Here is a 14,561-nt window from a genome sequence, read left to right as displayed (position 1 = left end):
ACTAGAAGAAACTGAATGTCTATTTTAGATGGGATGGAGAGGATTTATATGAAAAAGATCATAAAAAATGGAATAATTGTAACCGCAGCTGATACGTATTGTGCGGATATATGCATTGAAAATGGAATTATTACACAAATTGGCGAAGATTTGCATGCGGTAGATGCGGAAATGATTAATGCAAAAGGTTGTTACGTATTCCCAGGCGGAATTGATCCACATACCCATTTAGATATGCCATTTGGCGGTACAGTGACGAAAGATGATTTTGAAACAGGTACGAAGGCAGCTGCTTTTGGCGGAACAACGACCATTATTGATTTTTGTTTAACTTCTAAAGGGAAACCATTAAAAAGCGCAATCGAAACTTGGCACAGCAAATCGAAACAAAAGGCGGTCATTGATTATAGCTTTCACTTGCAGATTGTAGAAGCAAATGAAGAGGTGCTAAATGAGCTGCCAGACATCATTGAAGAAGAAGGAATAACATCTTTAAAAGTATTTATGGCGTATAAAAATCATTTTCAAGCAGATGATGAAACACTTTTCCGCACTTTAGTTGCTGCCAAGGAGTTAGGGGCACTTGTAATGGTACATGCAGAAAATGGAGATGTAATTGATTATTTAGTGAAGAAGGCACTAAAAGAAGGAAAGACAGATCCGATTTACCATGCTTTAACAAGACCTGCTGAAGTGGAAGGGGAAGCAACAGGAAGAGCAGCTGTTTTAACAGGGTTAGCAAAATCTCAGCTTTATGTCGTGCATGTATCTTGTTCTGCAGCTGCCAAAAAAATCGAAGAAGCAAGAAGCAATGGCATCGATATATGGGGAGAAACATGTCCGCAATATTTAGTATTAGACCAAACTTATTTAGAGAAACCTGATTTTGAAGGAGCGAAGTATGTATGGTCTCCTCCATTACGCGAAAAATGGAATCAGGAAGTGCTGTGGAATTCCTTAAAAACAGGGCAACTGCAAACATTAGGATCGGATCAATGTTCTTTTGACTTTAAAGGGCAAAAGGAATTAGGAAAAGGAGACTTCTCGAAAATTCCGAATGGTGGTCCCATTATCGAGGATAGGGTAAGTATTTTATTTTCTGAAGGTGTGAAAAAAGGAAGAATTTCGCTTAATCAGTTTGTAGATATTATGTCTACGAGGGCCGCGAAACTATTCGGACTTTACCCGAAAAAAGGAACGATTGCCATTGGAGCAGACGCAGATCTTGTTATTTTCGATCCGGAAATCGAACGAACGATTTCTGCAGAATCACATCATATGGCCGTAGACTATAATCCGTTTGAAGGCATGCAAATTACGGGTGAGCCTGTGTCTGTCTTATCTAGAGGAGAGTTTGTCATTCGAGATAAACAATTTGTAGGGAAACCGGGCGCTGGACAATTTATTAAACGGGCAAAATACGGTGAAACTCAAGAGCCAAAGGAAAGCAAAACATTAACGATATAATAGAAACTTCTTTGTCAAGGTTGTTCAAAAAGTCCGGGAAGGGAGAGGCAGCATGTCAGAATATCAGCAGTTCTTGCAAGAGCGTGATCAAATAGACTTTTTGCTCCAACAAGGCTACCGAATTAAAAGTGTTGTAGAAAATTTAAATGGTACAGTCGTAGAATTTGAAAACAATAAGGTAGCTGAGGAAGAAAGCAGAATAGAAACGTTGTATCTAGGCACAGCAAATGCAAGGAAATATTTTTCTGCAAAATTAATCAAACAAGAAGGGGTCACCACTTGTGAGAAAAGGGGACGGAGGTACACTCCTTGAAATGTAATGATAGAAAAAAGCTGCTTCGAAGGGAGAGTTCTATATGGAGGGACAAAAACTGTTAATTAATGGAGAGAGATTAAAAGAGTCACTCGAGAAGTTTGCTGATTTTGGACGTACTAAAAATAATGGAGTCACACGACTGTCATTATCGGAAGAAGATGTGAATGTCCGGGGATTTTTTCGTGCTTGCTGCGAAGAATTAGGGATGTCCGTCAAAGTAGATGATATGGGAAATATGTATGCTACATTGGCAGGCAAGGAAGATAAATCTCCGATTGTCATGGGTTCTCATCTTGATACGGTAAAAAAAGGGGGAAGATTTGACGGGGTATTAGGTGTTGCTGCTGGCTTAGAGGTCGTTCGAACCATCGTGGAAAATAAACTGACTCTTCCCTTTCCGATAACGGTTGTTAATTTTACTAACGAAGAAGGAGCCAGATTTGAACCTTCTATGATGGCATCAGGGGTTCTCTCTAGTAAATTTGATAAGAAAACAATGCTCGAAAAAAAGGATGTCGAAGGAATCACCTTTGAAGAAGCATTAAAAAGCAGTGGATATGCAGGGGAGGAAGCATCTCGATTAAAAGAAGCAACCGCCTTTTTGGAAATGCATATAGAACAAGGACCGATTCTTGAACGAGAATCTTTGGCGATAGGAATTGTAGAATGCGTGGTCGGAATGGTTTGTTATGAAATCGAAATTACTGGTGAGTCTGATCATGCAGGTACAACTCCAATGGACATGAGAAAAGATGCTCTCTTTGCTGCAAACAATGTCATTGCCGAATTACGCAAAAAGCTTGGTGCTCTTGATCAAGAGTTAGTATATACAATGGGAAGAATGAACATAACCCCAAATATTCATACGGTTATTCCAAATAAAGTTGTTTTTACAATTGAAGCAAGACATAAAGACCCAGAGGTTATGAAGCAAGTAGAGGACATCATTCTAAACCTTGCCGCGTTTTCTGAGCTGGAAGGCTGTACGTTAAAAACAGAAAAGTTATGGGATCGCACTACTGTTTGGTTCGATGAACATATCCTAAATATAATGGAGAAATCCGTATCATCATTAGGCTACTCCTATAAAAAAATGGCTAGTGGGGCAGGACATGACGCTCAGTTTATCGCAAGTTTATTCCCAAGTGCGATGATTTTTGTGCCTAGCATAAATGGCAAAAGTCATTGTGAAGAAGAATTAACAACATGGGAAGATTGTGAAAAAGGGGTTAACGTTTTATTAGAAACGGTACTGGAACTCCAAAAAGAATAAAATAGAAAAAATGAATATAAGGAAATCCCTCATGTAAAGCAGTTGTTAGCATTAACTGTTTTACATGAGGGATTTTTTTGTTATAGAAAAGAATCGGCTTCACTTTCGTTTCCTAAATTTTTAACAAATAGCCAAAATCAGTGCATAAGACTAACTAGTAATTGCAAAAACTATCCATAACTTATAAAAAACTGGAAAGGAGATGATTGGATTGTTTCGTAAATCTCCAAAAAATAGGCAGGTTAAAATTCCTAATGAAATAAAGAATATCGAGATTCTTTCTATGAACCTAGATGAGAATGTAAAGGAGCTGCAGTCGATATTTGAAACGAGTTTTGATATTGTGTTTCATTCGTTTGTTTTGGCCAACGATATAAAAGCGATTGTCATTTATATAGAGGGATTAGTGAATACAGAATTATTGGAACAACATGTTTTAACTCCCTTATTAACAAAAATAGCAGAACAACAAGAAACTTTAGAGGATAGCATTGAAGATACATTGCAGGTTGCGAAAAAGAAAGAAATAAAAACAATAAAAGCTTGTGTGGAAAATATTTTGATAGGAAATCCGGTTTTATTAATTCATACACTAAATAAAGGCTATTCATTAGGTTTAACACGCTGGGAACAGCGCTCCATCGAAGAACCTCAAAGTGAAAGTTTGGTAAGAGGTCCAAGAGAGGGGTTTATCGAGTCTTTGGGGGTAAACCTTTCACTTATTCGTCGTAAAGTAAAAAGTCCATTGTTAAAAACAGAATCCATGACAATAGGGAAATACACAAGTACAAATATTGCGATTGCTTATATAAAAGGAATTGCGGAAGAAGGGCTTTTAGAAGAAGTGAAAAGCAGGCTGAATCAGATTGAAATAGATAGTGTACTAGAGAGTGGATATATAGAGGAATTAATTGAGGATAATTCTTATTCACCGTTTCCACAAATTCTTAACACAGAACGTCCTGATGTAGTCGCCGCGCATCTGTTAGAAGGAAGAGTAGCAATTTTGGTTGATGGAACTCCTTTTGTACTAATTGCTCCAATTAGTTTTTTCAGTTTATTGCAATCGTCAGAGGATTACTATCAGCGCTTTTTTATTAGCTCCGTTATCAGGATATTGAGGTTTACCTTTATGATGATATCTTTGTTGCTTCCATCACTTTATATTGCAGTTGTTACGTATCATCAGGAAATGATTCCAACCAATTTATTAATAAGCATTGCAGCAGCGAGAGAGTCTGTGCCATTTCCGGCATTTATCGAAGCGTTTCTTATGGAGATAACATTTGAAGCATTAAGAGAAGCAGGGGTTCGCTTGCCAAAACAAATAGGGTCTGCCGTTAGTATTGTTGGCGCCCTTGTTATTGGTCAAGCTGCCGTTCAAGCTGGATTAGTATCTGCTCCAATGGTAATTGTAGTTGCCCTAACAGGTATTGCATCGTTTATGATTCCCTATTATTCACAAGGAATATCATTGCGGTTGCTTCGTTTTCCTATGATGATCCTTGCTAGCACATTAGGATTGCTCGGCATTATGCTAGGTATTATTGCAATTATTATCCATTTATGTGCTTTACGCTCATTCGGTGTTCCTTATCTTACGCCAATTGCGCCATTAAAAGGAAAAGAATTAAAAGACTCTTTTATTCGGGCTCCATGGTGGAAAATGAATACACGTCCTCATTTAACAGGACATTATAATAAATATCGCCAGAATGGCGGACAAAAGCCAGGACCACAAAGGAAGTAACAACGGAAATGCAACGTGATAGGAAAGGATCACTTAAATGAATATTCATGTACTTAATAAACTGATAAAAACGATTATGCTGCTGTTTATTATCGCTAATTGTTTTATTCTAACAGGCTGCTGGGACAGAAGAGAAGTATTTGATATGGCAGTGGTACTTGGTACTGCTATTGATAAAACAGACGAAAACGAAGTTGAGGTTACTGTGCAAATATTAGTGCCAAAAGGTGTTGGCAGTCAAGCAGGAATTCAATTAGGTGGTGGCAAGGTTGTTGTCGTACGATCAGATAAAGGGAAGAATATAGCCGATGCTACCTCTAATTTAGAGATGAAATTGCCAAGAAACATTTTTTGGGGACATTGCAAAATGTTTATCTTTGGAGAAAGTTTGGTAAAAGAAAACGGGATTAGGAAAGAGCTTGACTTTATTTTACGACATCCACAGCCTAGGGAACGAGCATATGTCTATATAGCAGAAGACAATGCGAAAAAATTTTTAGAAAAGCAGCCTTATATAGAATTATACGTTGGTGAAGGCATGCGCAAAATGATTGAAAAGAAAATTGTCGTAAAAAAGTCAGTAAAAGATGTACAGGAATTGCTTACAAGCGATGCGAAATCCGTCGTCCTTCCATATATGAAACAGATAAAATCTGGGGAAAAGGGTAAAGAAAATCTTATTGCCACTTATGATGCAGCCGTATTCAAAAAAGATAAAATGGTCGGACTGCTAAATAATAATGAAATGAGAGGAGTTTTATTGATTCGCAATGAGTCAAAAATAAACAGTATCACCGTTCCTTTAAAAGGTCAAAACTATGTGTCTGCTCGAGTCGTTAATGTGGGTACAAAATTAGATCCTATTATTAAAAAGAGCGAATGGAAAATGAATATCAATGTAACTATTACATGTGCAGTATCTCAAAATGGAACAAACTTGGATATGATGAACCCTAAAATAGTGAAACAAGCAGAAAAAGAAATAGGAAAAGTAACAAAATCGAGAATAGAAGATGCTCTTCAAGCTGTACAAAAAGATTTACAGGTTGATGTGCTTGGGTTTGCGGATAGTTTTCATCAAAAATATCCAAAAGAATGGCGAAAGGTAGAAAAGAACTGGGATGAGTTTTTACCTGAAATAAAAGTTAAGACGAAAGTAAGTACAAATGTTCTTCGTTCTGGATTAACGACGTTGCCAACTGGATTAGAAAGAGATGAGGTAGAAAAATGAAGTGGATGTCTGTGATAGGGATCATCTGTGTACTGGCGATTATGATAGCGTATGAATGGCCGCGAATAAACAAAACAGAAAAAAAAGAAAAGTGGGCATTTTTGGTATTAACAATGTCTAGTGGAATACTAGCTATCGTTTTGCTGTTTTTTCCAACATTACCCGGTCCTTCTCAATGGGTCCATACTATGTTTAAACCTCTAAGTAAAATACTTAAATAACACTGCATTATTTCATTAAATTATGTGTTATTAAACAATAGATGCAAAAAGCTTATAAAAATTATTACAGTCTAATAGGAGTATTAAAAAAATGAGGTTATAAGAATGAATAAAAAAATAAAAATTTCGGCATTTCAAATGATGTATTTGCTTACTATGACTATATTGTCAACTGCTATTCTTTCTATACCATCGGTTACTGCTAAAACTGCAGGGCGCGATATGTGGATTTCTCCATTTTTCGCAAGTATTAGTGGGTTATTTACGACTTTTATTATATATAGACTTCATAAAAAGTTTCCTGATGAGACTATTTTTCAGTACAGTAAACATATTGTTGGAACTTTTTTATCTAAATGCATAGGTTTTATTCTTTTGCTGTATCTATTATTAGTGACAAGCATCATTGTAAGAGAATATGCTGACTTCATTATGATATCTTTTTTGCACTTAACCCCATTAGTTGTAGTAGTAGGGAGCATGATTATCCTTTGTGCCTTTTCTGTACGATCCGGATTAGAAGTGATTGCAAGAGCAGCCCAAGTATTTTTTCCAATCTATATAATTCCTTTATTAATGCTGCTGCTGCTCATATATGATTTCAAATTAGGTAATATGTTTCCTGTTTTAGAACATGGATTGAAAGCCCCATTAAAAGGAGCCCTGCAGCCATCCCTTTGGTTTAATCAAATTTTTCTTATGGCAATACTGCTTCCATATTTAACAGATAAGCAAAAAGGAAACAAAATGGGATATATAACGATCCTTTTTAATTTAATTTGTATGGTTTTTCTTAATTTTGTTTGTTTATTTGTTTTTGGCGAAGATGTGAATGTGTATAATTATCCAGTTTTTACAGCTTTTCGCTACATTTATATCCCACCTTTTTTTGAACGGTTTGAGTCAGTAGTTATTGTAGTTTGGGTATTAGGTCTATTTATCAAGGTTTCCTTGTTTTATCAATTACTCGTACTAGGAACGGCACAATGGATAGGGATTAAAAATGAAAAGCCCCTTGTTTTTCCCTTTGGATTTTTTATTATTGTGATAGCCATTTGGTTAAGTCCAAATGTGGCTATTTTAACAACCTTTATTGAAGAAACAGTGCCTGTACTTGAAATTCTTTTATATGTCTGTATTCCAGTTTGTTTGTTAGTAATAGCAATGATTCGAGGGAAAAGCAGCAGAAATTAACAGGATGACTACTGAGTTTATTTTGAGTCATCCTGTTATTTCAAAAATAGAAAGAATAAAATTTTTCAAATTAGATGAGTGTCTAGCTCCGGCGCCTGCGCTTTTCTTATCTATAATGCTTGAAATTTATATTTTCCCTCGCCAATAATAAGCGTTTTTTCTTGTAGACTGTTATTTTCGGTTTTAAAAACCAAATCGGTAAATTGGTTGTCAGGACCTTTTTGAAAGGTAAAGGTTTTATCTCCTATAGAAAGGGAGGCTATTGTTTCGGTTGTAGACTTGAGCGATAATCCAAATAAGCTTTGCCAGTGTTTTGCTGCTTCTACCGGGTTGTTTACAGTAAAGACTGCTTCGGCGATGAATGTTTTTCCTGCTGGATGTGATTGGATTACCTTCGTGTTTACTAAGTTTTGATAGCGCTCGTCGTCGGTTCCTTTCCATTGAATCACAAATGGATAAACAAGCCCTTGAAAGCTGCCGGCAATCGTTAACATCTTCCATTCAATTAATTGGCCTTGATTATCTAGACGTTTACCAGCCATGATTGGCGAAATATTTAGTCCAGCAGCTTCTAAGTTTGCGGCAACCGCTTCAATATTATCTGTTCGTAAAGCAACACGACTAAGGGCTTCATGATCTGGTAAAGTCGCAATGGAATCTCTTACCACATCATTTGGATCTGTTATTGTTTCGGCTAGTTCACGGTCTTCGATTCCTAAAAATTCTATATATGTTAAATCAAAATAACTAAGGGCGTTAAACGTTCCCCATTGTTTATGTGATCCGCCTTTAAAAGCAATCAAGCCATTTTTTTGAAAAATTTCAATTGGATAGTCTAAGTCGTTTACATAGTGGACAACATGATCCCACAGTATTTTTGCCATCATTATTCATCTCCTAATTCCGTTGTTCTTTGTACTGCTTTTAGTACGCTTCGCTGTAAACCTGCTGCAAAATCACTGTTATTCAGTTCATACAATGCATGGATGCCGACGCCGGCTGGAGAGTTGTTGATATCTAGTAATTGTCGTGGATGCAATTGTGTTTTCTGCAGCATTGCAACAGCACCTGCTGTATTTTCTAATGCGATTTTCCATGCTTGTTCTCTTGGCAGACCAGCTAAAACTCCCGCATCAGCTAATGATTCAATAAAATAGTAGACATAGTTTGGTCCTGCAACCCCGTATCCAGTAAAAATATCAATCAGTGATTCATCAATATACTCAACCTTCCCGAATCCAGTTAAAAAGGAAGCTGCTTGTTCTTTCGTTGCATATTTATTTAGTGCGACACCGCTGTAGCCTAAACCTGTATCTGTTAATGTATTTGGAATCACGCGGATAATAGAACGGTTTTCGCCAAGGTAGGAAGTAAGTTTCTTAATTGTCACGCCTGCAACAATAGAAATGATGACTGCGTCTGATGAGGATTCTTCTTTAATGTTCTGACAAATAGTTTCTAAATCATCTTGAGGACGAACGGCAATGACAATTAAATCTGCTGAAGCTAGTTTTTCTATTGGCGAGGAGGTTGTGACAATCTGATATTTTTTTTGAAGAAGTTCGCAGCGAGAATCATTTACATCAAAAACACTAATTTGATCGTTTATGTATACATTATTGGTTAATAAGGCGCGAATAATAGCTTCTGCCATTTGACCTCCGCCGATAAAATGAATCGTACTCATACATCACCATTCCTTTTTTATTTAATGTATAATACTGTCCGACAATCCCTTGTTTTGCTTCAGTTTAGACGATAATTTGTTAAACAAGGGATGTCGAATCAGCTTAAAATGCTTTAATTGAAATTTTGTTTGCAAATTGAGATTATTTCCAAGAATCTAATAAGATAAATCCATCATATTTTCCTTCTGATTTAATGTATGATTTAAATGCATCTGATTCATATGCTGCTTTTAAGTCTTTTGCCCATTTTGTATTTTTGTCTGCATCATTGATAGATACAATGATGCGGTGTTGCTTAGGTGTGTTTTCTATTTTTAGAGCATCCGTAATCTTTTGACCAGCATTGGCAATATAGTTGCCGTTTACCACTCCAAAATCAACATCTTGAAGAGAAATTAAAATTTGTGCAGGATCTAATACTTTAAAATCGATTTTATATTTATCTGGAGTTACACTTTTTAAGTTAAAATCAGTTGTACCAGCATCTTTTGCTATTTTCACCCAGCCAAGTTCCTCTAAAATGCGGACAGCACGTTCTTGGTTTACAGGGTCATTAGGAAGAGCAACCGTTGATCCATCTTTCACTTCATCAAGAGATGTATGTTTTTTCGAGTATAATCCTTGAGGTGCACTTGGAACAAATGTAATTCCACTCATATTAGTAGCTAGTTCTTTGTTGATTCCTTCCATGTAAGCAGTACTTTGGAAGATGCTTGCATCAATGGATCCTTCTTTCATCGCCGGATTTACTTGCATGTTTTGACTGAATGTTTTTACGGTTACTTTATACCCTTTGTCTTCTAAAATAGGTATAATCCCTTTACGGAATTGCTCTTCATAGGTGCCGACACCAAAGCCAACCGTGATTTCTTTTTTATCTTCGCCAGCTTTTTTGTCATTACCACAAGCTCCTAAAACAAAGATAAGTCCAATTAGTACGAAAAATAAGATTTTTTTCATTGTTTTGTCTCCTTTTCTAATATAATCAAGATTGTTATTTGAAGTTAGATAACTGTCTAGCTGCAGCGCCTAACCCTTGTGAAAAATAACCCTTTGTCTCTAAAAGTAAAGAGCACTTTTTGAGCCAAATGAACATTTTTCTTCAGGGTTGATCAAGGCACTTCCGCTTTTCCAAAATAGAATCGTGAAATGCATGTAATGCGTCATCTTTTACAGTGAGAGGAATAGCACAATTTGGTGCAAGAATAAAAGGTTCATTTTCCATTTGTTTCAATGCTTTTTCTGCAGAATTTGTGATGTTTTTAACATTAGCTTCTATAAATAGATGATGATCGACACCTCCAACCTTTGTTGTTTTTAAGTCTGCATCTAAGCCAGGATTGCCTTCCGCTTTTGTATCCCAGCTGATACCTTCAATCGAATAATCATTAAATCTTTCTGGCTGAGCGTATGTTCCACAAGTATGGAGAATTCTTTTCCCGCTTTTTGCAGCATCCAATACAATCGAATCATATGGGCGGGAAAATTCGTTAAAGCTTGCTTCATCAAAAATTTCAGGGTTTGCTGTTCCGGTAACAGCATAAAATAGTCCATCTATTCCAACCTTGTATAATTCTTGAACATAATCAGCAATAGTCAAAGAGATAGAGTGTAAAGCATGATGAACAGCTGCTCGATTTTCGATGAATAAGCTTTCTAAACTCACAGGGTTTTTAATTCCAAAAACTGTTTCATATACATAAGCAGATCTTCCTGCTATAAAAAGCAAAACAGTTAAAGGAGAAAAAATGGTTTGCACAAGTGGAGTATCGGGCAAGCCTTGGCGAATCGCTTTAGCTGCTTGTAATTGTTCCACTAACGGTGCGGAAGCGAGCACTTTTTTTGTTTCGATATTCCATACGTCCGCTGCATTAGGAATAGCGGTAGTCAACTGCTTCGGAAAAACGGTTTGATATGTTTGAAAATCATATGAATTTCCCCAGATTTCTGCTAAATAAGTGGCTCTCGGATTAATTTTTACCCAATCCCAATCATATTTTTTCGTAAAATGAATCGTTGTTTCTGCTAAATCTTCTGCATTTTGCTCTTTATCGATAAAATGACGCCATGCACTTACAATCGGACGATCAGCTTTTTCGCCTGATAGTAAAGCATCAAATCTTTCCTTTTTCGTCCATAAGCCCATTTTTTACCTCCTTTTTAATTTGTCTTCAAAAGAGGGAAAGGTGGTTTCCTTCTTCAGGCTATAGACAATCGCTTGCAATTATTGTCTACACGCTGAAGAAGGAAAATTTCCCTCTTTTAAAAGATTAATAAAGTATAAAAATTTTGAAGTTAGATGGCTGTTCAGCTCAAGGGCAGACCAAGGCGCTTGAGCTTTTCTTAGTTTCGTCTTGCTTTTCGGGCTAGATAGTTTCCTAGTGATTGCATTCCTTGTACAAAAATAATAAGGACAATAACGGTAGCTATCATTACAATTGTATCAAAGCGCTGATATCCGTATGAGATGGCTAAATCTCCGACACCGCCTCCTCCAACTGTACCAGCCATTGCGGTCGCTCCAATTAATCCGACAGTAGCTGTTGTTAACGATAAAATCAATGATCCAAACGCTTCCGGCAATAGAAAATGCCAAATTACTTGAAACGGAGTCGCTCCCATTGACTCTGCAGCTTCTAAAATGCCTGGGTCCACCTCTAATAAAGAGTTTTCTACTAATCTCCCAATATATGGGGCGATATAAATGATAAGAGGTACAATTGCTGCTGCTGTCCCAATGGATGTTTGGACAATAAATCGAGTAAAAGGGATAATAGCCACTAATAAAATAATGAATGGAAGAGAGCGGACAATGTTGATGATTGGATTTAATAGACCATATAAAACCTTATTTTCCAATACACCGCCACTTCTTGTAACGACCAATAATATACCAAGTGGAATACCGATTAAACTTCCGATTAACAAGGAGAACCCTACCATATAAAGTGTATCGATAATTGCCTGGATAAATTGATCTGCTGTAATGGTTGTACTAATCATAGTTGATCTACCTCCTCTATGATGATGCCTTTTGATTTTAAGTAAGTAAGAGCATCCGATATAGCGGAAGTCTCCCCAGTGAACTGAATAATCATATATCCTAATGTTGTACCTTGAATTTCTGTCATGTTCGCGAAAAGGATATTTAGCTTTAGCTTGTATTCATGAATCAGTTTATAAATAACTGGTTCTGATGCACATTCTCCAACGAACTCCAATTTGTAGCGGCTGCCGGAACTTCCTTTTGCTTTTTCTTGAACCGTGCTTGGAATATTTGTATTAATAACGGTCTTCACAAAGTTTTGAGTTGTAGGATGCTGCGGTTTGCCGAACACTTCTAAAACCGATCCTTGTTCAATAATTTTTCCTTGCTCCATAACAGCAACTTTATTGCATATTTCCTGAATAACGGCCATTTCATGCGTAATAATCATTATAGTAATGTTATATTCTGCATTTATTCTTTTTAATAACTGCAGAATAGACTGGGTTGTTTGTGGATCTAGTGCTGATGTTGCTTCATCACATAATAATATGGAAGGATTGGAAGCAAGGGCTCTTGCAATGCCAACCCGCTGTTTTTGGCCGCCGGATAATTCATTTGGATAACTATTTGCTTTATCGCTTAAGCCGACAAATTCTAATAATTCTGTTACCCTCTTTATTATTTCTTGTTTGTTTTTTCTTTGAAGCACTAGCGGAATGGCTACATTATCAAATACATTTTTTGATTCTAATAAATTAAAGTGTTGAAAAATCATACCTATTTGTTTTTTTGTGACGCGAAGCTCTTTTTCGCTATAACTGGAGAGGGCTACCCCGTTCACAAAAACATCGCCTTTTGTTGGCTTTTCTAAATAGTTAACTAAACGAATTAAGGTGCTTTTTCCTGCACCACTATATCCAATTACACCGAAAATATCTCCCTTTTCAACTTTTAAACTAATTCCTTTTAACGCATCATTAGAGATGCCTTTTCGGTTATACGTTTTATAAATATTTTTTAACTCAATCATTGGCATTTCTTTTCCCCCTGCTTTGTATAGTCGTATTATAGTGGGCTGATGAAGGTAATGAAAATGGGTCAGCAAATTTTAATTCCTATTAATCATATAGGTATTGAAATACCTTTCTATTCGACAAAGGTGAATAGGTAAAAAGAACTATTTGTGTGTATTTTTGTGAATCAGTTGTTTTTGAATCGTTTGTTCCGTGTCATCAATACTATCTATTGAGATTGATTGCTTCATCTGATATGTTGAACTTTATGTTATCTTCTGGTGGGATGGAGATAAGTTTTAGATGCAGGATATTGAACTAATGTTTTGGAGTGCCTACAAAAAAATATAAGCTAGTCTTAAAAGTTGTGGCTGTTTTCAGAAATCTCTATTTATTTCAAATGAAACGATTCTGGTTTATTGAGCTTTCACTTCTTCCAACCTTTCTATTCTTTCTATTGCAGTAGCTAGGCTGCTTAAAATATGATCTTTCATCGCATTTTCTGCTGCTTCTGGATTTTTTTCGATAATTTTCTGCAAGATTAAGCTATGTTCCTCTGCTGCTTTTGCATCCCAATCTCCATGGGCAGAAACAAGCCGGCAATAACGAAGAGAATGATCTCTAAGGATATTTAGTATTTTTTCAAATGTGGTCAGTTTACTGATTTTCCCTAAATAATCATGAAATTCAAATCCGTAGGAGACAAACTCCTGATTGGAGTGCTGCTGGAAAGAAGTTTTTAATTTTTCTAGTAATTTGGTTAAATTTACAATATCTTGTTCGGTTGCAAGTAATGCTGCACTTTTCGTAATGGCCCCTTCTAACATGCTTCGTATTAAAAAAATCTCTTTCATTTCTTTCTTATTAATGGAAGCAACCTTTAGACGTCCATTCGGCTGTCGTACAAGGAAATCTGCCAATTCCAACCGTTGAATTGCTTCTCGCAATGGAGTTCTGCTGATTTCCAATATCGAAGCTAATTGTTCTTCCCGAACAATCTCATCCGGTTTTAATATACCATCAATAATTTTTTGCTTTAACACCGAATAAGCATGGTCTTTTGTTAGTAGACGATTATTTATATTGTTCATATTTACCTCCTAAACATGAATTAGAATTTCTGTATAATTGTATACAATTCTTTTAAAAAAAGAATTTTCTGATTCTTTATATAATTGGATTATAATAACTTGAATTATGACAGTCAATATGATTTTTACTATGTTCTAAGCTTCAAAAGTAATAATCGGACAAAATATTACAGCTTTTCCTTAAAGAATATACAATAGGGCCAATGTAATGAAAGAAACAAATGTAACACAAAATCTGATTGTAATATTGATAGATTCTATTAATATTTTTGCTTGTTGTTTTATTTATAGTGCCATGTGTATTTATTGTAGGCTGTTTACTATAAGT

14 protein-coding genes are annotated in these 14,561 nt (G+C 36.1%); 7 read left to right on the top strand and 7 right to left on the bottom strand.

The window, feature by feature from the left end:
• Positions 1 to 48: 48 nt before the first annotated feature.
• The 7 genes from hydA (at position 49) to ACTXGU_RS12805 (ending at position 7,452) form a co-directional block, all read left to right on the top strand.
• Positions 49 to 1,467 carry a dihydropyrimidinase gene (gene hydA / locus ACTXGU_RS12835; protein WP_443481919.1) on the top strand — a complete coding sequence of 473 codons (1,419 nt, stop codon included), beginning with the start codon at positions 49 to 51 and terminating at the stop codon, positions 1,465 to 1,467.
• 52 nt (positions 1,468 to 1,519) lie between these two features.
• The gene (locus tag ACTXGU_RS12830; protein WP_443481918.1) at positions 1,520 to 1,780 is read left to right on the top strand and encodes a hypothetical protein; all 261 of its coding nucleotides are present in this window, start codon (positions 1,520 to 1,522) and stop codon (positions 1,778 to 1,780) included.
• A 43-nt stretch (positions 1,781 to 1,823) separates the two neighbouring features.
• Entirely contained in the window at positions 1,824 to 3,056 is a 1,233-nt protein-coding gene (locus tag ACTXGU_RS12825) for a Zn-dependent hydrolase (RefSeq protein ID WP_443481917.1), read from the top strand.
• A gap of 202 nt (positions 3,057 to 3,258) precedes the next feature.
• Complete coding sequence (locus ACTXGU_RS12820; protein ID WP_443481916.1) at positions 3,259 to 4,806, top strand: spore germination protein; 1,548 nt, start codon at positions 3,259 to 3,261, stop codon at positions 4,804 to 4,806.
• Positions 4,807 to 4,843: 37 nt separating this feature from the next.
• Positions 4,844 to 6,037, top strand: coding sequence for a Ger(x)C family spore germination protein (locus ACTXGU_RS12815; protein WP_443481915.1), 1,194 nt, complete (start codon positions 4,844 to 4,846; stop codon positions 6,035 to 6,037).
• On the top strand, positions 6,034 to 6,258 hold the full coding sequence (locus ACTXGU_RS12810) for a hypothetical protein (RefSeq protein ID WP_443481914.1): 225 nt from the start codon (positions 6,034 to 6,036) through the stop codon (positions 6,256 to 6,258). Before ACTXGU_RS12815 ends, ACTXGU_RS12810 begins: the two co-directional genes overlap by 4 nt.
• A gap of 105 nt (positions 6,259 to 6,363) precedes the next feature.
• Positions 6,364 to 7,452 carry a GerAB/ArcD/ProY family transporter gene (locus ACTXGU_RS12805; RefSeq protein ID WP_443481913.1) on the top strand — a complete coding sequence of 363 codons (1,089 nt, stop codon included), beginning with the start codon at positions 6,364 to 6,366 and terminating at the stop codon, positions 7,450 to 7,452.
• A gap of 110 nt (positions 7,453 to 7,562) precedes the next feature.
• Here ACTXGU_RS12805 and ACTXGU_RS12800 read toward each other — a convergent pair whose 3' ends face one another.
• The 7 genes from ACTXGU_RS12800 to ACTXGU_RS12770 all read right to left on the bottom strand — a co-directional run bounded on the left by ACTXGU_RS12800 (position 7,563) and on the right by ACTXGU_RS12770 (position 14,233).
• On the bottom strand, positions 7,563 to 8,339 hold the full coding sequence (locus tag ACTXGU_RS12800; protein WP_443481912.1) for a VOC family protein: 777 nt from the start codon (positions 8,337 to 8,339) through the stop codon (positions 7,563 to 7,565).
• The gene (proC, locus tag ACTXGU_RS12795) at positions 8,339 to 9,139 is read right to left on the bottom strand and encodes a pyrroline-5-carboxylate reductase (RefSeq protein ID WP_443481911.1); all 801 of its coding nucleotides are present in this window, start codon (positions 9,137 to 9,139) and stop codon (positions 8,339 to 8,341) included. Before proC ends, ACTXGU_RS12800 begins: the two co-directional genes overlap by 1 nt.
• A 142-nt stretch (positions 9,140 to 9,281) precedes the next feature.
• Entirely contained in the window at positions 9,282 to 10,100 is an 819-nt protein-coding gene (locus ACTXGU_RS12790; protein WP_443481910.1) for a MetQ/NlpA family ABC transporter substrate-binding protein, read from the bottom strand.
• Between the two features lie 142 nt (positions 10,101 to 10,242).
• Complete coding sequence (locus tag ACTXGU_RS12785) at positions 10,243 to 11,286, bottom strand: uroporphyrinogen decarboxylase family protein (RefSeq protein ID WP_443481909.1); 1,044 nt, start codon at positions 11,284 to 11,286, stop codon at positions 10,243 to 10,245.
• A 197-nt stretch (positions 11,287 to 11,483) separates the two neighbouring features.
• Positions 11,484 to 12,143, bottom strand: a complete 660-nt coding sequence (locus ACTXGU_RS12780) for a methionine ABC transporter permease (protein WP_443481908.1) — start codon at positions 12,141 to 12,143, stop codon at positions 11,484 to 11,486.
• Entirely contained in the window at positions 12,140 to 13,159 is a 1,020-nt protein-coding gene (locus tag ACTXGU_RS12775; protein WP_443482010.1) for a methionine ABC transporter ATP-binding protein, read from the bottom strand. The genes ACTXGU_RS12780 and ACTXGU_RS12775 overlap by 4 nt, the downstream gene beginning before the upstream one ends.
• 399 nt (positions 13,160 to 13,558) lie before the next feature.
• A complete protein-coding gene (locus tag ACTXGU_RS12770) occupies positions 13,559 to 14,233 on the bottom strand; it encodes a GntR family transcriptional regulator (RefSeq protein WP_443481907.1) in 675 nt (224 codons plus the stop codon).
• Positions 14,234 to 14,561: the final 328 nt, after the last annotated feature.

Origin of the sequence: Niallia sp. 01092 (genome assembly GCF_052318935.1) — a bacterium.
In the GTDB taxonomy this organism is placed as follows: Bacteria; Bacillota; Bacilli; order Bacillales; family Cytobacillaceae; genus Niallia.
Note: the sequence above shows the minus strand (reverse complement) of the source record. Positions and strands in the feature narration are given on the sequence as shown.